We start from the raw sequence: 19290 nt of genomic DNA, 5'->3' as shown, positions 1-19290 counted from the left end.
CGCCATCAGGGTTCCAGTTTATAGAATGGTGGACCGCCGGGGTCGATGAACTCAAACCGGACTTCACCCGCAGGATTCACCGAGATCCCCTGCGGCGTGAATGGGAACGGCTGATAGATGCCGGATGTCCCGGCCTTCTCGATGGAGAACGACACGCGCAGTCCACTGCCTGACGGGGCGATGCGGGGCTGCACCACGCGGATCGAGCCGATGTCGTCCGGATCATGGAATCCGGCGGCATACATGCTCGACTGGAAGATGGCCACCAACTCGGGGTCGGCGTGCTGCCAGCGGAAGCCCAGTGCTGCCATCCGCAGCTCGGCCACGTCATTCAGCCCGTCACCGTCACTGTCATTGTCCGCGGAGAGTCCGTGGCCGCTGAGATGGATCTCGAAGGGGTTCTCATTCGCGTCGCTGTTCGCGATCCGCAGCGTGGTGGTGCGGAGTCCGGGCTGCGATGGCGTGAGGATCACGGTGAAGGTCGTGTCGTCCTCGGCGGGGATGTTTGGCGTCATGCCGGTGGTCACCACGGTGAAGTCGTCTGCATTGCCGCCATGCATCGTGATGCCGGAGATCGAGAGACCGGTGATACCCGTGTTCAAAATCGTGAAGACCGTGCTGCCTCCGCCGCCAATGCCCATCGCTACGGCACCGAAGTCCGCGGCATCGCCGGTAGTGATCTCGACGCTTTCATGAGTGACTGCGATCTCCGGCGCGGCCGGGCCGAAGATGTAGGCCGCGCCCTTGTCGGTGGCGGTGCGGTTGTCCGATGGCGTGCCGATCACCATGATGGTGCCGTCCACTGCCACGCACGAGCCGAAGAGATCACCGGATGAAGGGCTGCCCTTCGAGTTGATCGCGGAGGGCGTGCCCGGAGTTGGATTTGTTAGATTGTAGGAATAAACACGGCCCGAATCCGTGGGGCTGTCACGTAGCGCAGCGCCCACCACCACGCGCGGGCCGGAGATCGAGACGGAGTTGCCGAAGCGATCGTTCGCCGCGGGCGTCGGGACCTGCAGCGAGATTTCCGGGGCTGTCGGTGTGGCGAGCAGATAGACGTGGACGATCCCCGCATTCGCAGCGCCCGCATCATCATCCGGCGAGCTGATCGCGACGCGATCCTCCGAGATGGCCACCGAGCTTCCGAATTTGTCGTCTGCGGATGGCGTTGGGTTGTCAAAGGTCAGCCACGGCGAAGTCGGCGTCGGGCTGGAGAGGTCGAAGACGTAGGCCTTTCCGCTGTCGGTTCCCGTCGCGTCATCACCGGGCGCTCCCACGGCGATGCGGGTGCCGGAGATGGACACGGATTCGCCGAAGCGATCCCCGTTCGCCGGATTGGGATTGTTCAGGATTCTGGTTGGCGTTGCCGGGTTGCTGCCTGCGAGATCGAAGACATACGCGCGGCCCGAGTCGGTGCCGTCGCCATCGTCCGCAGCCACGCCGACCACCAGCAGGTTTCCGGACATTGCCACGGCCTTCCCGAATTCATCGCCAGCACCCGGTTGGGGATTGGGGATGAAAAGCGACGGCTCTGTTAGATCAATGGCCGCAGCATTGAAGACATGCACGCAGCCCGCATTGATGGCTCCCGTGTCGTCGCCTGGTGTCCCCACGGCAAAGAGCGTTCCAGAGACGGCGACTGCGGACCCGAAGGCATCGTCAGCAGCGGGCGATGGATTCTCGATGGTCGCGAGCGGCGTCTTTGGGTCGGACGATCCAAGGTCGAAGAGGCGGATGCGCCCGGCTTTCGATGCTCCCGATTCGCTGTCCGGCGCACCGACCACTACGAGATCTCCCGCGATGGCCACCGCGGCTCCGAAGCGATCCGCCGAACTCGCCAACGGGCTGCTAAGCGCCATGGTGGGCACGAGCGGAGTGCCTGATCCCAGATCGAAGAGATAGCTGCTGCCTGACTCGCTGTCCCCGGTGTCGTCATGGAAGGCACCTGCCAGCACGGTATTGCCGGAGACCGCCACGGCATTGCCGAAGTAGTCTGCGGCTTCGGGGGTGACCTTCTTCAAGGTATGGGTCGGCGTGCCAGGCGTGCTTCCCGCGAGATCATACACATGGCAGACGCCCGCATCCTCCACCGTGAGATCCTTGCGATACTCGCCCACGACGAGTCGCGTCCCGTGAAGCGAGACCGAGGTACCAAAGTAGCCATGCTCCTGTGGTGCCGGGCTGGATAGCACGATTGGGGGAGCCGAGGGTGATGCGAGGTCGAAGACGGCCACCTTGCCCGCGTTCGTCGCTCCTGCATTCGCACCCTCTGCGCCGATTGCCACCTTGTTTCCGGACATCGAGAGCGAGTGTCCGAAGCCATCATTCTGCGCGCCGCTTGGGAGCGTCAGCGTCGCCACCGGCACACCGGGAGTGCCGGACAGGAGATCGAAAACATAGGCTGCTCCTGCATTGCTCGCGAGCGTGTCGTCGCCATGGCTGCCGACCACCACCCGCGTTCCCGAGACGCCGACGGCCACGCCGAAGCTGTCATTCTCCGCTGGTGTCGGATTCTCGAGGTGATGAACGGGGACATCCGGCGTCGCCGAGCCGAGGTCGTAAACGAAGGCGCTGCCGGAATTCTCCGCTCCCTCATCATCGAGCCACACACCCACGACAACGATGTTTCCATGGATCGCGACGGAGTGACCGAACAAATCATCCGCCGTGGGATCGGGGTGGGTCAGCGTCACTACAGGAGTCGATGGCGTGGCCGCACTCAGGTCGAAGACATGCACCTTTCCCGCGCGCTGCGAATCGCCGACCGGCAAGTCCGAGCCGACCACCACGCGATTGCCGGAGATGGCGACGGCTTGTCCGAAGTAGCCGAAGGGCGTGCGCTCCGGGCTCTTGAATTCATGGCGCAGCAGGCCGGTCGCCACGTCATGCACGCGCACCGCGCCGATGTCCGGGCTGGTGATTTCATGCTGGTCATACATCGGCGCACCGACCACCGCGAGGCCGCCATCCAGAGCCACGCACGCGCCCTGCTTGCAAAATTTCTGTGGAGCGGTGCGCGGTGCATAGAGCGAGTGGCGCAGGGTATTCGGCACTTGCGCCGATATCATATCCGTACTGCCCGATATCCACAAAAGGATGCCGGTCATTCCTATGCATGGAATGCGGGGGAGGCGCGAGAACATGGGGGAGGACTCGGACGGGAATGCTTCAGGCCGTCGGGCGTGGAAGCAATTATTACGCCAGATACGATGTGCCGTTCGTGCGCGGTTCCTCTGAGGGTGAAGCTCGTGGAAGCTCGCCGGGATGTCTTTTCATTTCCTAGGGGGGGGATAACCCGGACTTGGAAATCCGGGGTGGGAGGGTGTCCGTTGCGGAGCGGCGGACGGCTGCTCTGTAAGAAAAAGTGTTATCATGAACCAGCTTTTTTAACCGGGTGCCAATTCGTTTCGGATTTTTCGCGGATGTGTGTTTCTTAAGTTTGGTTGATGGTTTTGATGTTCATTAATCCTCAGGTATTCATGGGTGTATAGATAATTGAGTTGCATAGTCCTATTAGCTGAATAGTGCTGCCGACGTGCATTTCCCCCCAATGTCACACATGCGGAGCCTGCGTCTGCTCGCGTCCCTCCTCCTCTCCCTGAGTGGAACCGCCGCGCAAGCTGTAACCACCCCCGGCCTGGACACCCCCGTGCCCATCGCGTCCTATGTCGGCGGCGTATTCCCGTCCACTGCTCCCGGCGATCCGTCCGGTTGGGCCGTGGTGAATGCGTTCCCCAGCCTGACCTTCACCGACCCGATGATGCTCACGGAGATCCCGGGGCAGAATCAATTTCTGGTGACAGGCAAGACCGGCCTTGCCTGGCGAATCCCGAAGAATCCGGCCGCGACGATGGCGCAGCGTGTCCAGGTGATGGACATGACGGCGGTCACGCAAGTATCGGAGGACCAGGGATTCTACAGCTTGGTCTTCCACCCGAAATTCGGCCAGGCCGGTCAACCGGGAGAGCACTCGGTCTTCGCCTGCTACAACCGCAAGGCGAATGCTGGCGTCAGTGATCCGGACCGCAGCTACTGGGTGCTGTCGCGCCTCGAGTGGAATCCCGCGACCGGCACCATCGTCCCGGGCAGCGAGCAGATCCTCATTTCGCAATACGACCCGCATCGCTATCATAATGGCGGAGCCTTGTTCTTCGATACCGCCGGCTACTTGTATGTGACGCTCGGCGACGGTGGTAGCAGTGCCGATACGCTCAAGAATGCCCAGCGCATCAACATGGGCTTCTTTTCCGGTGTCCTGCGCATCGATGTGGACTATTATCCCGGCAAGCCCGGATCGCATGCCATCGTGCGGCAGCCGAAGGATGATCCGAATTGGGCGATCTATGGCACGCCGGTGCCGCGGCCCTCCGGATGGCCCGCAAGTTATTCGCAAGGCTATGGCATTCCGAATGACAATCCGTGGATCGATGCCGGCGGTAGTGTCCTGGAGGAATATTATGCTGTCGGTTTGCGCAGCCCTCACTCCGCCCACTACGATCCGCCGACCGGGGATATCTGGGTAGGCGATGTGGGGCAGACGAGCTGGGAAGAACTCAGCCGCGTGGTGAAGGGCAGCAATTGCCAATGGGCCTACAAGGAAGGTCCCGAGCAGAGCGACTCGCGCACCGATCCGAATATCCTCGTCGATGTCGAGACCACACCGACCCACACCTATGATCACTCGGTGGGAAACAGCATCATCGGCGGCATGCGCTATCGCGGCGCGCGCTGGGCTTCCTTCCTCGGTGGCAAGGTGATCTTCGGCGACCACGGTCGCGGCCGCATCTGGAGTATCGAGCTGCCCACGGGTGGCGGATCGCCGGTCGTCACCGAAATGTTTTCGTCTTTCCGCACGGGGACGAAGAAGGGTCTCGCGAACTTCTCCACGGATGCCGAGGGCGAGATCTATATGATGGATCTCGGTGGAGTAAGCAGCACCGATGGGCGCATCATGAAGCTGGCCGAGCCTGCTGTCTCAGCGGAGCCGCCTCACCTGCTTTCGCAGACGGGTGTCTTCACGGATCTGGCCACGCTCACGCCCGCGCCGGGCGTCATTCCGTATGACGTGCCGAATCCCCTGTGGTCGGACGGTTCGCACAAGCGCCGCTGGATGATCGTGCCGAATGACGGCTCTTTCAACACTCCCGCGGAGGACGTGATTTTCAGCGCGAAGGGCAACTGGGTGTTCCCCGCGGGCACCGTTTTCGTGAAGCACTTCGAGGCACCGATCGATGCAAACAATCCATCCGCGGTGAAGCGGCTGGAAACGCGCTTCCTCATCTGCACCACCGGCGGACAGAAATACGGCGTCACCTACAAGTGGAACGCCGCCGGCACCGACGCCGAGCTGATGGAAGGCGGCCTCAACGAGACCTACGACTACAACACCGGCAGCGGCACGGAGCACAAGACGTGGAGCTACCCCTCGCGCGGCGATTGCATGGTATGCCACAATGACGTGGCGGGGCAGGCGCTCGGCGTGCGCACGGCTCATCTCAATACGCTCTCCTTCTACCCGGCGACCGGTCGAACGGCCAACCAACTCTCGACGCTCAATGATCTGGGTATGTTCGACGTGACACTCACGGCGACGCAGATCGAGGACTTCATCGAGGCCCGCGCTCTCGACGACGAGACCGCTCCGCTGGAGCATCGCATCCGGTCGTATCTTGATACGAATTGCTCGCACTGCCACCAGCCGGGTGCCTCGGGTGAAGGCTTCGATGCGAGATTGGCCACGTCGCTTGTGGAGCAGAATCTGATCGATGCGGTCCCGACGCGTTACGAGGAGCTTGGTCCGGACGGCCGCTATATCAAACCGGGCAATACTTCTCTCTCCGCCGTCTACGTCCGTGCCGCAGCGGTGGGCGATGGCAATGCGATGCCGCCGCTGGCAAAGAACATGGCACATGCCCAGGGCGTAGCGGACCTGCAGGGCTACATCGGCGGGCTGACCGCCCAGGAATTCCAGCCGACGCTGGGTCATGGTCCGCAGGCGCGTTACGTGCGCTTGAAGTCCATCACCGGTCGCCGTCGCTACGCTGCCGTGGCCGAGTTCGCCATCCTCGACTACAAGGGCGAGCGCATCCCGGCGAATCAGGTCGGCGTGAGCTATTTGCGCGAGAATGGGAGCGGTGGGTTTGATCCGGGTATCTCCGCCGATGGGGCCCTTCCCGGCGAGGCGAGTGATGGCAATGACGGGGCGTCCACGAACTTCTGGCAGTCCACGAATCCGGGAGGGAACACCGCCCCGAATCATCCGCACTACCTCGTCTTCGACCTTGGGGAGACGCGGGAGATTGGTGGCTTCAAATACTTCCCTCGGCTCAATTCCGAAGACGGCCGGATTTATCAGTATGTCGTGGACTACAGCGCGAACGGCACCACGTGGACGACGCTGAACTCGGGCACCTGGCCGAATACGCCTGACCCTCAGGAATACAATCCCGGCTACAACAAACGGCCCGCCCGCGTGCACGTCACCGGCCCCGTCGCACCGGTCATGGGGCCATTCGACGTGACGATCGCCTTCGACATGGATGTCGAGAATTTCGCTGCATCCGATCTCCAGGTGACTGGCGGCACGGTCCAGAAGTTCCGTGGCTCCGGCTACTACTATGTGGCCCGTATTTCCCCGTCGGCGGCATCGACCTCGGTGCAAGTTTCTATCGCGGGTAATGCCGCCGATCCGGTCTTCAAGATCGGGAAGGGGCGTCTGGGCAAGGGTAGCCGGGCGAGTACGCCGCTCGCGGTGGTCGTCGTGCCCGACACCATCGCCCCGGAGGAGCCTGGCAGTCTTGCGGCAGATCCCGATTTGCAGTCGGTGTCCCTCACTTGGAATGCTGCCGGGGACAATGTCGGAGTCGTTGGCTACCGCATCTATCGCGGGGAAGACACGCTGCCCATCGCCACGGTGACGGGCACGAGCTACGTGGTCACCGGTCTGGATCCTGCCACCTCGTATGACTTCCGGGTAGCCGCGGTGGATGGTGCGGGGAATCTTTCCTCAAAGGCCCATGTCGCGATCATCACCGATGCGGATCTCCTTCCGCCGTCGGTTCCTGAATCGTTGGCTGCCACTGCCACTGTGACCACGGTGGGGCTTTCCTGGTCCGCCTCGACCGACAATGTGGCGGTCGATGGCTACCGCATCGAACGCGGCGATGTCATCCTCGGCACGGTGGAGGGTCTCACCTTCCTTGATGAAGGTCTCCATGACGGGACCGCTTATTCTTACAAGGTGATCGCGATCGACACCTCGGGCCGCGAGTCCGGGGCGGCGAGCATTCCGGTGACGACGCTGTTCGACACTACTCCTCCCGATGCTCCGGAGAATCTGGCGGCGACCGCGCATGTCACGTCCATCGACCTGACATGGACGGTGCCTTTCGATTTCATCGGCGTCACTGGCTACCGGATCTACCGCGATAGCGTTACGGACCCCATCGCAACGGTGACCGGCACGAGCTATGCCGATGTCGGTCTCGATCCCGGAATCCCATACTCCTATGTGGTCCGGGCCGTGGATGCCCGGGGGAACATCTCGCCGGATGCAACGATCGTGGCGACCACCCTGCCGGACAGTGCAGCGCCGACGACGCCGGGAAATCTGGCAGGCGTCCCGACGATGAATTCCGTCCTGCTTTCGTGGTCAGCCTCGTTCGATGAGGGCGGCACTGGAGTCGATCGCTACCGCATCAGCCGGAATGGCGACGTCGTCGGCTCGGTCAACGGCCTCGCCTTCGAGGACACAGGATTGGAGAGCGGCATCGCATACCATTACCAGGTCGTGGCAATCGACGAGGAAGAGAATATCTCCGATCCCGCGCTGCTCACCGTGACGACGCTTTCGGATGAGGAGAATCCCTCGCCGCCGGGTGATCTCGCCGCTGAGCCGGAGTATCATGCGGTGCATCTCTCGTGGACCGCAGCCACTGACAATGTCGGCGTGACCGGATACCAGATCACCCGGGTCGGCGAGTCCCTGCCCATCGCCACGGTGACCACCCTCGGTCACACGATCGGAGGCCTGGCCACAGGCGCGTCCTACACCTTTGAGGTGCGGGCGAAGGACGCGGCGAACCGGCTTTCCGAGCCCGCAACGGTCACTATCGAGACCCTGGGCTTTGAGGACTGGCTGGAGGAACACGAGCTAACCGGCGAATCGGAACCCGATGCGGACGGCGGGGGCTTGGACAACTTCGCCGAGTATCGTCTCGGAATGGATCCCAAGGACCCGAATGACGACCTGACCTTCCGCCTGGAATGCGCGGTAACCGCCACCGGCATCCAGATCGTCTGTCCCGAGTTGAAGCCGGTGGGCCACTACCATCTGCACGCGAGCAGCGATCTCGCGGATATCACGAACTCGGGAAACCGCATCGCCTCGCTGACGCCGCAGGACATCACGGCTCTCACGCAGGAGCAGCGGGAGCACTATGTGGTCGAAGTTCCGGCGACCGGGGAGAGGAAGTTCGTCATCCTGATCTTCGAGCCGCTTCCGGAGTAACGCAGATTTTCCGCCGGGCCGGTTCTTCGCGGAGAACTGGTCCGCGGATTACTCGATTTCCTTGAGCTGCTTCTTCAGCCGGGCAGTCGCTGCCCGTCCGAGGGTCAGGGGGGCCTGAAGACCTTCCATGACGATCTCGGTCTCGTCGCGGGACTTCGTAGCCATCTTCCGGATCATGCCCGACTGGACGATCAGCGAGCGGTCCACTCGGCAAAAGCCGGAGGAGGGGAGACGCTTTTCCCACTCGGAAATGCTACGCAGCACGATCATCGGTGGCTTGTCCGTCAGATGGACCCGCGAATAGGCCCCCAACGCTTGGATATGCACGATCGACGCGACAACTACGAGATGTGTCGTACTTCTGTCGCCCAGTGCGATCTTGGAGGTCATGGTCCAGGCATCCTGATCGGCGAATTTCTCCGGTATGCCGGGTCTAGGCGCTGCTTCCAGCTTCCGGATGGTGATTTCCAGCCGGTCCGGGTGGATCGGCTTCAGCAGGTAGTCCAGCGCGCTCACTTCAAAAGCCCGGATCGCGAAGCTCTCGTGCGCGGTGACAAAGACCACGTCCGGCGCGGCGGGCCCATCCTGTAGCAGCGGTAGCAGGTCGAAGCCATTGTGCGGCGGCATCTCGATGTCCAGGAAGAGGAGGTCCGGCTGGAGCTCCGCGCAGAGACTGGCGGCAGCCTGCACCCCGTCCGCCTCGCCCACCACGCTGATCCGTGGATGCGCCGACAGCAGATCGCGCAGGCGCTTCCGGGCCAGGCGCTCGTCATCGATGATCAGGGCTTTGCACGGCTTGGTCATGATCATGAGGGTAGCAGGCTCTCGCGGGGAATCAGGACGCTCACCCTGACCCATCCGTCGCCCGTGGCTTCGTGAGTCAGACGCGCCTCGCTGCCGAAAAGCAATTCCAGTCTCCGCCGCAGGTTCGACAGTCCGATGCCATGCGAGCGGGTGGCGTCAAATTCCTGCCAGCGTCCTGTATTCGCCACGGTCACCTGTAGCGCTCCGGAGTCGGGCAATATCTCCGCGGAGAGCTGGAGTTGCAGCGGGATGGGGCTCGTCTTCCAGCCATACTTCATCGCATTCTCCACCAGTGGCTGCACCGTGGAAACGGGCACGCGGCAGTTCCGCGCCTCGGGCGAGATGCGCACGGAGTGGAGCAGCTTTTCCTCAAATCTCGCCTTCTCGACACTCAGGTAGTGCTGCAGTGCATCGACTTCCTCGCCGAGCAACTGGCAGTCACCCGTCGGTCTCAGCGAGAAGCGCAGGTAGCCCGCCAGCTCCTGCGTGAGCTTTTCCACAGCATCCGGGTTGTCCTTCTCTGCGAGGATGGAATTGAGCGCGTTGAAGAGGAAATGCGGGTTCACCTGGGAGCGGAGTTGCCTCAGCTCGCTCGTGCGCGCGGCGGCCTCGCTCTCGGCGGCGCGCAGCTTTACCTCCGCGGTTTCCAGCCACACCTTGATGCCGAAGTAGAGGAGGCTCCAGATCGTGAGGATGCTCGCCCGCAGCAGCATGCTCATCGTCAGCAGGAAGGAGAAGATCCCGGAAGGCACGGAGTCCGCCGTGATGAACCGGGCAAGGAAGTGTGTGGCGAGGGAGTCCAGCGGACCCACGATCATGCAGAAGACCAGCACGCCGGAGCCCAGCTTCCACCAGGCCCACTCGCGCCATGGCAGCCGGCGGAAAATCTCCCGCATCCCCAGCGTGACCAGGATGCCCGAGATGAAGCGGAGCACGAGGATGACGACGATGGTCCCGGCATCGAAGATTTGCAGCAGCGGATAGAGGGACATCACCCCCACGGTCGCCCAGCCGCTGATCTGCAAGGTCCAGAAGAGCCTCCGCCGTGCGGACGCCTCTGTGGCTGCGCCCGCCTCCAAGAGTTTCATCGCTTTTCGAATCACGGCCGTGCTTTGCTGTGCCACGATGGAGACTCCATGACGTGGCAGGGGCAAGCCGCCAACCACTTCCTCACCCGGAAGTGGGATTCCTCACCCCTCTGCCCGATTCGTTAAATATTCTGCCGCATTCGTCAAAGACGGCGTGCGTTGGTGCGCAGGTTTCACGATCCGATTTGCGTAGCGGGCCGAAGGTTCGCGTTTCTTAACCATCTGGAAGCATCTTAACCCCGGAGTGCTTCCCGCGGCTCCATCCGCTCCTGCTCAGTCCGCTGACATGAACCACCCCGCCAAAGTCACCACAGGCATCGCCCTGGCAGCCGTCGCTGCCATCGGTGGCTGGCTGGCATTGCGCGGGGAGACTTGGGCGGCGGGGGACGAGGTGGGAGTGGCGGAAATGATGCCACAGGCCCCGGGCGAGACGCTCCGTAGCGATTGGGCTCCGGAAGAGGTCTTCCACCGCGGCTTCCAGCGCCAGCCATCGGCAGATGACCACATTCTGGAAGCGCTCCGTATCGAGTCGTCCGGAGAGGATGGCGTCAGCCGCTGGGCATGGTTCATGAAGCTCCAGCCAAGCGAAACGCTGCTTCGCGATCTCAGGGACCCCACCACTTTCGGCCTGATTCCCGTCGGGCCTCCCAAGCCGATTCTCCCGGAGTACATGGCACCTCCCACCTGGTTCCCGTCGATTGACGGTGAACCGGGTGCGGAGGTCTTTCAGCATCCCACGCAAGCGCTCACCCTGCTGTATCTGGGTGCTGAAAACGTGCTCTACGCTTGTGACCACGGCCGCGGTGCCGCCCTTTCCAAGGCGGAGTGAGAATCGTCGTCACCAACCGGTGAGGTAGCACTACGGTTGGATCGCATCACCATCGGTGGATCACTTGAGATTGAGTCGCAATACATTGAAAGCCATTGAGATGAGACTGTTTCTCATGTCGAAGTTTCCTTGATCTTCCGGTCTGGTGGGGCCATGTTGGGGTAATCCTTTCAACGATTATCACCATGGAAACCAAGACCAACACCCGCGCCTGCGAAGCCTGTGCCCACTGGAACAAACTCGAGGGCGACGCCGGTGAATGCCGCCGTCATGCCCCGCAGACCATCTCCTTCAAGGTGGACGATGAGATCCAATTCGAGTCGATGTTCCCCGTGACCTCCGCCGACGACTGGTGTGGCGATTTCACCAAGGTCGGCTGATCGACTATCCCCAGAGATTTGGTCATGAGCGTTGCCCCGGTCTGAAAAGGCCGGGGCATTTTTCATGATCATGGCGTCAGCGAAAAAGACACGACCCCGGACGTGCCGAGGTCGTGTCGCAGGGGCGGGGGGAAAGGGGAGGCCGCTCTTATGAGGCGCATGCGGCGAAGTGCTTGTCCACCAGCTCGCGGGTGCTGCGGATGTTCCGGCGGCTGGAGGCACCGAAGACGACCGACTTCAGGTTCGGCAGCTTCGATACCCACTCGATGGCCTCGTCAGGCTTCAGGGCACCGGAGGCGAAGACGGACATGGCAATCGCGCGCACCTTCCGGTTGCGCATCGTCTCGACGTATTTGTCGAAGCCGCCGCACATGCGGAAGCCGATCTTGTTGATGTTCGAGCAGATGATCGGATTCTCGATGCCCACGCTTTCAAGCGCGTCGAGCAGCATCGGCATGTTCATCGTGATGAAGCCGGCCTCCGCATTGTATTTGCTGCGGACGTGGTCGTGGAAGATGCGGAAGGCCTCGTGGAAGCCCATGCCGAGCAGCAGGTCCACCACCACGTTCTGTAGGAAGATGACCGGCGTGGAGAGCCCCTTGAACATCTTCATCTCCATGTCGATGAGGATGGTCGCGAGGCCCTCGACATCCTTCTTCGCCACCGCCATGCCGCCCTTGAGCGCGGTCTTGAAGAGGCCGTCGTCGGGCAGGAATTGGTTGATCGCGCCCAGCATGCCGTGCTCGGTCACGGCATTGTTGTATTTGTGCGCGTAGGGCATGCACGGGTAGAAGTGGAAGCCCTCGTACTTCGCCGGGTTTGCACGGACGTGGTCGCAGACCTCGGAGATGCGGTCATGCGTGGTGCACATAAAAGTCTTCACGCCTTCCTCGTAGGCCGCATCGAGCACGTCGATGATTGCGGACGTGTCTTGGAACTGCATCGCCTGCGCGCGTGCCTTTTCCTCGGACATATGGTTCACGCCGAAGAACTGGTTGTCGCCGAAAAGTAGGTTGTCCATGGGTGGGTGGGGGGAGGGGTGATCACTTGAGGCTGAACCAGGACTTCTTCGGTGCTGCGACCACGGGCGTGGCGCGGGAGTTCGAGGGCGAGCGGTCCTTGTCCGCGATGATCATGGCGATGGTCTTGTCCGTCGCGGCTGCCTCGCGGAAGGTGTTGTTCGTGTTCCTCCGCTTCTGGATGATGGCCTTCACGAAGTCATCGATCTGCGCGGAGTACTCCTCGCCACGCAGGTAGAAATCGACCTCCTTCGTCAGGTCGGTGGTGTAGCGCACGTTCCAGCCCTTCTGGTATTCGGGCAAGGCGGGGACCGCCTCGCGCAGGTAGAGCTGGCACTCCTGGCGGTCCGCATAGAGGCGTCCGTTCGTGCCCGTCATCGTGATGCGCGTGGACATCTTGCGCTGTGATTCATCGCTCCAGTTCACGGAGAGATGCGCGCTCATGCCGGAGGGGTAGAGCAAAGTACTATAGACCTCGTCGTCCGTGTCCGCGGAGAAGATGCTGTTGAGCACCGTGCCGGAGACTCCGGACGGCTCGCCGAAATACCAGTTCACCAGATTGATCGCGTGCGCCGCGTAGTCGTAGAGACAGCCGCCGCCCTCGGCGCGCTGCGTGCGCCATGTCGAGCCCTTCGGCCGCAGCACCACCGGACCGTATGCCTCCGCCAGCACGTGGGTGATCTGGCCGAGCGCGCCGCTGTCCACGATGCGCTTCACTTCCTGGAAGGCACCGACGTATCGGTAGTGATAGCCTACTTGGCTCACCAGGCCCTTTTCCTCGGCCAGCTTCGTGAGCGCCTCGGAGTCCTTCCAGTCGAGACAGAAGGGCTTCTCGCAGAAGACGTGCAGGCCTTTCTCCAGCGCCTTGCGCACCATGCCGGCGTGCATCTTCGACGGGGTGACGATCATCACGGCGTCGAGCGGCTCTTTCTCCAGCAACTCGTCGAAGTCCTTGTAGGCCGTCACCTTGGTGTATTTCACCAGGCCGTCCACGAGGTAGCCCGTGGCGTCGCACACGGTGACGTCCGTGTCCGGGTGAGCATTGACGATGGAAAAGTGGGACAGGCCCATTTTCCCCAGACCGACTACTCCTACTTTGATCATGTGGGGGGGATGTTGCGAGGGGGGAACAGAATGTGAGGGGAGGGAACTCGGGAGATCTCACCCGAGCGAATCGATGACGTATTGGCGGATCTTCTTCAGGAATTCCGGATCGGCGGACGCGGCCCATTTGCCGGAGGTGTCGCGAGCCGTGGTCGAGGCGACCTCGATGGTCGGTGCGAGGTCCGCATCGGTGTCCGCCACGTGGATGCCCGGCTTTCCGCGGAGCCATGCGGCCGTGGCAAGCTGGTGGTCGGTGGTGTGCTCGCCCTGGTCCTTGATGCGTGGCAGCAGCACGATCGGCTTGCCATACTGGTCCGCCATGATGACGGAGCCCATGCCGGCATGCGCCACGATCATTGCCGAGTCCTCCACCGTCTTCGCGAAGTCGAGCTGGTCGAGCTTCCGCGTCCACTTCATGTGCTTCGGCTCGTAGGTGCCATTGCCGATCTGGGCGAAGACATCCTGGCGGCCATGCGCCGCCGTCCACTCGTCCATCATGCGGATGAGGCGGTCGAAGGGGAACATCGATCCCACGGTGACGAAGATCATAGCACCGCCCCCCAGTGTTGTGGACCTCCCGGCCCGCTGAGTTGCGGCCACTGCGTCAGCCACAGGTCGGCGATCTTGCCGGCCTTCTTGCCCGATGAGGAAAGCTTCTCGGCATTCGCGATGCTATCGATCCAGATCGTCTTGCTGCCGAAGAGATACTTCGAAAGCAGCAGCGCGATCAGCGCCGGGGCCGAGCCCGTGGTGATGACCAGCTTCGGACGCTCCTTGAAAAGGATCTTCAGCAACTGGAAAGCGACGATGATAAATCCGAAGCGGTCACGGCGCGAGACATCGCGGATCGTATAAAAATCATGACCCGGGACATCGGCTGCCAGTGATTTATCCAGACTAACATAAAAGACATCCATACCATCAAGTGCTGGCATGATACGTCGCAATTGAACCCAGTGGCCGCCGCCGGAAGCGATGGCCATCACACGTTTTCTTCGGTTCATCGGGGTCTTGCTGGGAGGGGTGGGGGGGGCAGGACCACGATCCGTGAAGGATATTCAGGATCGGGGAGGGAGGGATAACCGCGCGCGGACAAGCGGCGGAGGGAAATACAACCATGCACCTCCGATATGGAGGCCTACCGGGGAAGGACGGCGTGGCAATACAGGTTGCATCTCGGCATGGGGGGAGTGCCTTGATCGCCAGATATGAATATCATTCCGGTGACGCCCGCGAGACTACGGGAATCCCGTTAGGGGTCAATTCCCGAATGAATATCTTGCCGTTACCTGAGGTAAAAGATGCTCAGCGCATCTCATTCACCGCGTCGGCATACGCCTTGTCGATTTCCTCGCGGGTCTTGACCTCCTGCTGGGCTGTCTCGCGGTGGAACCAGGTGAAGCTGTCGCTCTTGAACTCCGCCATCTGCGCTCGCGAGCGGTGTCGGGCTCCCTCGAAGATGCCGCGCAGGCGCTTCTTCCGGTCGCTCTCGCTCATGCGCTGGGTGCCCGCCTGCTGCTGGGCCATGAAGCTCTGGAGCGCCGCGATGTCCCGCGCGAGGGGATTGCCGCGGAGTTGCTGGAAGATGTCGTCCTGCCACTTGTCCGGCTGCATCGCGGCTATCATCAACTCGGTCTGTTGCTGCACGGCGAGGATGGATTTTCCCTCCTTGAGGAAAGCTTCCACCGGGACCTGCTTCCACTTCCACGTGCGGTCGAGACGGCAGCCGAAGCGTCGCACATCGGCGAAGCGCGTGCCCTTTGCCCAATGGTCCTTCCGCTCCGCGGTGAGGTGGGTCACGACTCCGAGCGCCTGCTGCGTCTCGCCATGGAGGATAGGCCCGCCGCTGTTGCCCTGGATGACCTGGGCGTCGATCTCGATGGACTCCGGGCCCACGCCTTTGACCTCGCCTTTTTCAAAGCCGACCGTGCCGCCGCCACCGGCATTTCCGGAGGCCATGACCGGGGTACCGACCTTTGAGACCCCCGTCGCGGCGGCGATCTCCAGCACCATCGGCACCGGCTCATTCACGGGCAGGCGGATCAGGTCCGCTCCCTCGGCAGCTTCCAGTGCGCCGAATTTCCGGATCACGGTGCCGTCGCGCAGCTTCACCTTCAGTCGGGAATTTCCGGAGAGGACGTGCGCGGCAGAGTAGAGGTAGGTGGTGTCGCCATCGCGGCAAAAGAAGCCGGTGCCGGTGCCACGGTCACCCTCGATCACCGCGATCGCTTCCGCCACGGCGGTGTCCGAATGCTTGGCCAAGGTGGGCTTGGCCGATGGCTCGGTGGCCGAAGTTTTCACCCCGAAGCCGAAGAGCTCCGCCCAGATCTCCGGGCAATTCTCCGCGGGCAGTGTGGCGTCGCCCTTGTCGTGGTGGAACTTCACCGCTTGCGCCGAAACTTCGGTCACGGTCACGTCCTTGAAGACCTTGCCGTCCTTGGCCTTCACACTCGGGAAGGTCATGCCCGCAGCGTGTTCACGCACCAGGGTGCGGAGGCGCGCGAGGTCCGCCGTATCGTCCGCGATGACCGGGAGCGACAGGCTGAGCAGGGCGAGGCCGAGACGGATGGTGCCGGACATGGGGCAAAGATGCACGCCGTCGGCGGGAGGACAATTCAGAATCTCAGCCGCAGCGCCAGCGAGCCGAAGTCGGCGAGGCCATCGCGCTGCTCCTCGTATTCCTGGCTCCGCCACGTGTGGACGTAGCTCACCTCCACCTGCCGGTAGCGGATGCCGCCCCCGCAGAAGACCTCCGCGACGAAGGGCTCCCGGGTGATCCCCGTCTCGAAGTCATGAAACATCGGACCGTCGAGCGTGGCGTCGAAAGCGACCGCCCGGGCAGTCGCGCCGAAGAGCACATACAGCGACCAATGGCCGGGATACGGATCATCCGAGTCAAAGTAGAGATTCGAGTAAGCGGTCTCCGTCAGCCGGGGGTCGGAGAAGTCTGGCGGCAGGTGATAGCCCGCGCGGAAGAATCCGCCGACATGCGCCGAGGTGCGGAAGCTGCCGAGCCGCGTGCCCCATTCTGTGAGGCCGTCCATGCGGATCAGTCCGTGGTCGCGGTTCAGCAGGTCCGAGCGGCGCTTCTGGACGAAGCTGAGGTCAGCGGTGATCTCGTTCGGGATTTGGTAGTCCCAGCCGTTGAATTTCGGGATGTCCCGCGTGCTGTGGACGAAGTCCTGCGAGTTCTCCGCGAGCGAATTCGACCCGGTGGTGCCCAGCAGCAGTTCCACGGAGTTCAGGACCGAGTCATCCTTCGCATGCAGCGAAAAGCCGAGTGCGGACCATCCCGCATAGCGGCGCTCACCGGGCGGTTGCACGTAGGGGCCGGCGCGCTCCGGCGTGTACATGAGCTGCGTCAGGGAGAAGCCGAAGTTGTATTGGATGTTCGACGGGTCCTCGAAGCCGGTCACCTTCTGGAAGAGCCAGAAGCTATCGGCATCGCCGGAAAGCCGCCGCAGCATCCGCTGGACGGAGCCGAGGTCCTTGATGTCGCGGTTCGACGAGATCCACGAAAGCCGCGCGCCATTCGTGTAGTCGCGGTCGGTATTCGCGAAGAGGTCGTTATCCAGATAGAAGGTGAGATAGCCGCCACCCCAGTCGGGCAAGGGACTGTCGCGGTCCGCACGCGCGATGCTCGCGATGAAGAGAGAGGCCAGCGCTACGATGCGCGCCACTGTCAGGCTGGAACCGGGGAGGGGACTTTTCATGCCGGAGTACAAAAGTTGGGGCGGGCACCCCTCCCCGAGTGCCCGCCCCGCTACAGCGTTAACTGCAGCAAATCTTCAGTGCCGGACCGGCGGATCGGTTTGCCCGATTTGTTGTCCGCATTCTCTCCCACTGTCAGGTGTCATGAATCAACGTTTAAGCGAATGATTCGGTGGAGGAGTTGCTGTCAACTTGGGGGGCTTACCGTCTTGGTCGGCTTGCAATCGTACGTTCGTTTTCTTCCCGGATTTTGCAAACGGTTTTTTCACCGTGCTCCCTTGAGGCCGCCCTTGAGGAAAGAGACGATCAACAGGACGAGGAAGACGAAGAAAAGGATCTGGGCGATCTGGTAGGAAGCTCCTGCGAGGCCGGTGAAGCCGAGGAGCCCGGCAACGAGCGCCAGAATCAGAAAAGTGATGGTCCAGTGAAGCATGGGGTTATGCTGATTTGTTCGGAATAAGCTTTCGCAAAAATCCAGCCATCTTGGATTTCTGATTTTTCATAATTGAAGATCAGTGGTTTACGGTGATTCGGGATCCGGGGTGGGCCCTGCTTTCCGGTGCAACCTGCTCCCGCTGAGGCACCGTTGGGTGCAAGCTGCATGGTGGCTGGGCACAACCCGTGCTTGCCACACACCGGGCGGTCCCTTTCCTTCCGCCCGCACCTCATGAGCGAAGGCCTAGCGATTTTCACCTCAGGCGGCGATTCAGCCGGCATGAACCCCGCCGTCAAATGTGCCGCCGACTATGCCGCCATGCGCGGCTACAAGCCATGGCTCGTCTATGACGGCCTGCGCGGTCTGATCGATGACAAGATCGTCGAATCCACCCCCCAGCTCCTCTCGGGGATCCTCCACCGCGGCGGCACCTTCCTACGGTCGTCCCGGTCGCAGCGGTTTTTCGACATCCAGTACCGCCGCCAGGCATTCGAGAATCTCGAGCGCCGCGGTATCAAGAAGCTCATCGTAATCGGCGGCGATGGCTCCTTCCGCGCGCTGAATCAATTCTACAGCGACTTCGGCGTTCCCTTCGCCGGCATCCCGGCCACGATCGACAATGACATCGCCGGCACCGACTACTGCCTCGGCGTGGATACGGCGCTGAATATCATCCGCCAGTCGGTGGACTCCATCCGGGATACCGCCACGTCATTCTCCCGTGCCTTCGTCATCGAGGTGATGGGCCGCCACTGCGGTTACCTCGCCATGGTCAGCGCGCTGGCCTGCGGTGCCGAGCTCTGCCTGACCACCGAGATCCCCTACGATCTCGAGAAGATCGGCGCGAAGCTGAAGCACGAGATCAAGCACGAGGGCCGCGACCACATCATCGCGATCGTCGCGGAAGGCACGAAGATGGCGGAGTACACCACCCGCTACATCAATGACGCGATCGGGATGGAAGCCCGCCTCACCGTGCTCGGCCACGTCCAGCGCGGCGGCTCGCCGACCGTCCACGACCGCATCATGGCCTACAAGTTCGCCGTGGCTGCGGTGGATTCCCTCGTCGCCGGGCAGACGAATTCCATCATGGTCTATCGCGACGGCACCTTCGGCAACCTGCCGATCCACACGGTGGTCGATTCGAAATATCAGATCGACCCCGCGATCATGAAGCTGTGCGGGCCGCTTTGCGCCTGACACAGGGCCTTCCAAGAAATTCCGGGCGGGTGCGTTCACGATGATGACAGGAGGCGGAGACGAGTCCGCCCCACATCATTCTGGACGCGCTTTCCCACATCACTCGTGGTGGGATAGGCGCATTTTTGATGTTGGGAAAGCGCCTTATTGATGGATAATTTGACGTAAAATGTCAGATGGCTCTAAGGGGCCGCTGGCCAATCCGTTTCT

Annotated in this window: 14 protein-coding genes; 4 read left to right on the top strand and 10 right to left on the bottom strand. The window is 62.1% G+C overall.

Annotated features, from left to right (window positions below):
- Window positions 1–5: 5 nt before the first annotated feature.
- Entirely contained in the window at window positions 6–3068 is a 3063-nt protein-coding gene (locus tag OKA04_RS19880) for a choice-of-anchor D domain-containing protein (protein ID WP_264502961.1), read from the bottom strand.
- Window positions 3069–3559: 491 nt separating this feature from the next.
- On the opposite strand from OKA04_RS19880, the gene OKA04_RS19875 reads away from it, so the two are divergent.
- Window positions 3560–8509: a fibronectin type III domain-containing protein gene (locus OKA04_RS19875; protein WP_264502960.1), complete on the top strand. Its 4950-nt coding sequence runs from the start codon at window positions 3560–3562 to the stop codon at window positions 8507–8509.
- 48 nt (window positions 8510–8557) lie between these two features.
- Here OKA04_RS19875 and OKA04_RS19870 read toward each other — a convergent pair whose 3' ends face one another.
- Window positions 8558–9313 carry a LytR/AlgR family response regulator transcription factor gene (locus OKA04_RS19870; protein ID WP_264502959.1) on the bottom strand — a complete coding sequence of 252 codons (756 nt, stop codon included), beginning with the start codon at window positions 9311–9313 and terminating at the stop codon, window positions 8558–8560.
- A 2-nt stretch (window positions 9314–9315) separates the two neighbouring features.
- Window positions 9316–10401, bottom strand: a complete 1086-nt coding sequence (locus tag OKA04_RS19865; RefSeq protein ID WP_264502958.1) for a sensor histidine kinase — start codon at window positions 10399–10401, stop codon at window positions 9316–9318.
- 286 nt (window positions 10402–10687) lie between these two features.
- Here OKA04_RS19865 and OKA04_RS19860 point away from each other — a divergent pair, with 286 nt between their 5' ends.
- Together OKA04_RS19860 and OKA04_RS19855 are read left to right on the top strand one after the other, a co-directional pair.
- Complete coding sequence (locus OKA04_RS19860) at window positions 10688–11230, top strand: hypothetical protein (protein ID WP_264502957.1); 543 nt, start codon at window positions 10688–10690, stop codon at window positions 11228–11230.
- Between the two features lie 185 nt (window positions 11231–11415).
- Window positions 11416–11610 (top strand): hypothetical protein, encoded by a 195-nt coding sequence (locus OKA04_RS19855; protein ID WP_264502956.1) that lies wholly within the window; start codon window positions 11416–11418, stop codon window positions 11608–11610.
- Window positions 11611–11758: 148 nt separating this feature from the next.
- Here OKA04_RS19855 and OKA04_RS19850 read toward each other — a convergent pair whose 3' ends face one another.
- The 7 genes from OKA04_RS19850 to OKA04_RS19820 form a co-directional block, all read right to left on the bottom strand.
- On the bottom strand, window positions 11759–12631 hold the full coding sequence (locus OKA04_RS19850; RefSeq protein ID WP_264502955.1) for a hypothetical protein: 873 nt from the start codon (window positions 12629–12631) through the stop codon (window positions 11759–11761).
- 22 nt (window positions 12632–12653) lie between these two features.
- A complete protein-coding gene (locus OKA04_RS19845) occupies window positions 12654–13733 on the bottom strand; it encodes a Gfo/Idh/MocA family protein (protein WP_264502954.1) in 1080 nt (359 codons plus the stop codon).
- Between the two features lie 57 nt (window positions 13734–13790).
- Window positions 13791–14258 (bottom strand): glycosyltransferase, encoded by a 468-nt coding sequence (locus tag OKA04_RS19840; protein WP_264502965.1) that lies wholly within the window; start codon window positions 14256–14258, stop codon window positions 13791–13793.
- Window positions 14259–14278: 20 nt separating this feature from the next.
- Window positions 14279–14668 carry a glycosyltransferase family protein gene (locus OKA04_RS19835; RefSeq protein ID WP_264502953.1) on the bottom strand — a complete coding sequence of 130 codons (390 nt, stop codon included), beginning with the start codon at window positions 14666–14668 and terminating at the stop codon, window positions 14279–14281.
- A 370-nt stretch (window positions 14669–15038) separates the two neighbouring features.
- A complete protein-coding gene (locus OKA04_RS19830) occupies window positions 15039–16313 on the bottom strand; it encodes a trypsin-like peptidase domain-containing protein (RefSeq protein WP_264502952.1) in 1275 nt (424 codons plus the stop codon).
- A 35-nt stretch (window positions 16314–16348) separates the two neighbouring features.
- A complete protein-coding gene (locus OKA04_RS19825) occupies window positions 16349–17446 on the bottom strand; it encodes a lipid A deacylase LpxR family protein (protein ID WP_264502951.1) in 1098 nt (365 codons plus the stop codon).
- Between the two features lie 263 nt (window positions 17447–17709).
- A complete protein-coding gene (locus OKA04_RS19820) occupies window positions 17710–17877 on the bottom strand; it encodes a DUF1328 domain-containing protein (RefSeq protein ID WP_264502950.1) in 168 nt (55 codons plus the stop codon).
- A gap of 282 nt (window positions 17878–18159) precedes the next feature.
- Here OKA04_RS19820 and OKA04_RS19815 point away from each other — a divergent pair, with 282 nt between their 5' ends.
- Window positions 18160–19080, top strand: a complete 921-nt coding sequence (locus tag OKA04_RS19815) for a 6-phosphofructokinase (RefSeq protein ID WP_425503703.1) — start codon at window positions 18160–18162, stop codon at window positions 19078–19080.
- Window positions 19081–19290 lie beyond the last annotated feature (210 nt).

The organism is Luteolibacter flavescens, assembly GCF_025950085.1.
GTDB lineage: Bacteria > Verrucomicrobiota > Verrucomicrobiia > Verrucomicrobiales > Akkermansiaceae > Haloferula > Haloferula flavescens.
This window is presented reverse-complemented; position numbering and strand designations above follow the sequence as displayed.

What these genes read in the sequence shown, in the direction of transcription:
- OKA04_RS19835 (WP_264502953.1), bottom strand. Translation starts at nt 14,668, where the DNA reads ATGCCAGCACTTGATGGTATGGATGTCTTTTATGTTAGTCTGGATAAA.
- OKA04_RS19840 (WP_264502965.1), bottom strand. Translation starts at nt 14,258, where the DNA reads ATGTTCCCCTTCGACCGCCTCATCCGCATGATGGACGAGTGGACGGCG.
- OKA04_RS19830 (WP_264502952.1), bottom strand. Translation starts at nt 16,313, where the DNA reads ATGTCCGGCACCATCCGTCTCGGCCTCGCCCTGCTCAGCCTGTCGCTC.
- OKA04_RS19860 (WP_264502957.1), top strand. Translation starts at nt 10,688, where the DNA reads ATGAACCACCCCGCCAAAGTCACCACAGGCATCGCCCTGGCAGCCGTC.
- OKA04_RS19865 (WP_264502958.1), bottom strand. Translation starts at nt 10,401, where the DNA reads ATGAAACTCTTGGAGGCGGGCGCAGCCACAGAGGCGTCCGCACGGCGG.
- OKA04_RS19845 (WP_264502954.1), bottom strand. Translation starts at nt 13,733, where the DNA reads ATGATCAAAGTAGGAGTAGTCGGTCTGGGGAAAATGGGCCTGTCCCAC.
- OKA04_RS19815 (WP_425503703.1), top strand. Translation starts at nt 18,160, where the DNA reads ATGAACCCCGCCGTCAAATGTGCCGCCGACTATGCCGCCATGCGCGGC.
- OKA04_RS19820 (WP_264502950.1), bottom strand. Translation starts at nt 17,877, where the DNA reads ATGCTTCACTGGACCATCACTTTTCTGATTCTGGCGCTCGTTGCCGGG.
- OKA04_RS19825 (WP_264502951.1), bottom strand. Translation starts at nt 17,446, where the DNA reads ATGAAAAGTCCCCTCCCCGGTTCCAGCCTGACAGTGGCGCGCATCGTA.
- OKA04_RS19880 (WP_264502961.1), bottom strand. Translation starts at nt 3,068, where the DNA reads ATGATATCGGCGCAAGTGCCGAATACCCTGCGCCACTCGCTCTATGCA.
- OKA04_RS19870 (WP_264502959.1), bottom strand. Translation starts at nt 9,313, where the DNA reads ATGACCAAGCCGTGCAAAGCCCTGATCATCGATGACGAGCGCCTGGCC.
- OKA04_RS19875 (WP_264502960.1), top strand. Translation starts at nt 3,560, where the DNA reads ATGCGGAGCCTGCGTCTGCTCGCGTCCCTCCTCCTCTCCCTGAGTGGA.
- OKA04_RS19855 (WP_264502956.1), top strand. Translation starts at nt 11,416, where the DNA reads ATGGAAACCAAGACCAACACCCGCGCCTGCGAAGCCTGTGCCCACTGG.
- OKA04_RS19850 (WP_264502955.1), bottom strand. Translation starts at nt 12,631, where the DNA reads ATGGACAACCTACTTTTCGGCGACAACCAGTTCTTCGGCGTGAACCAT.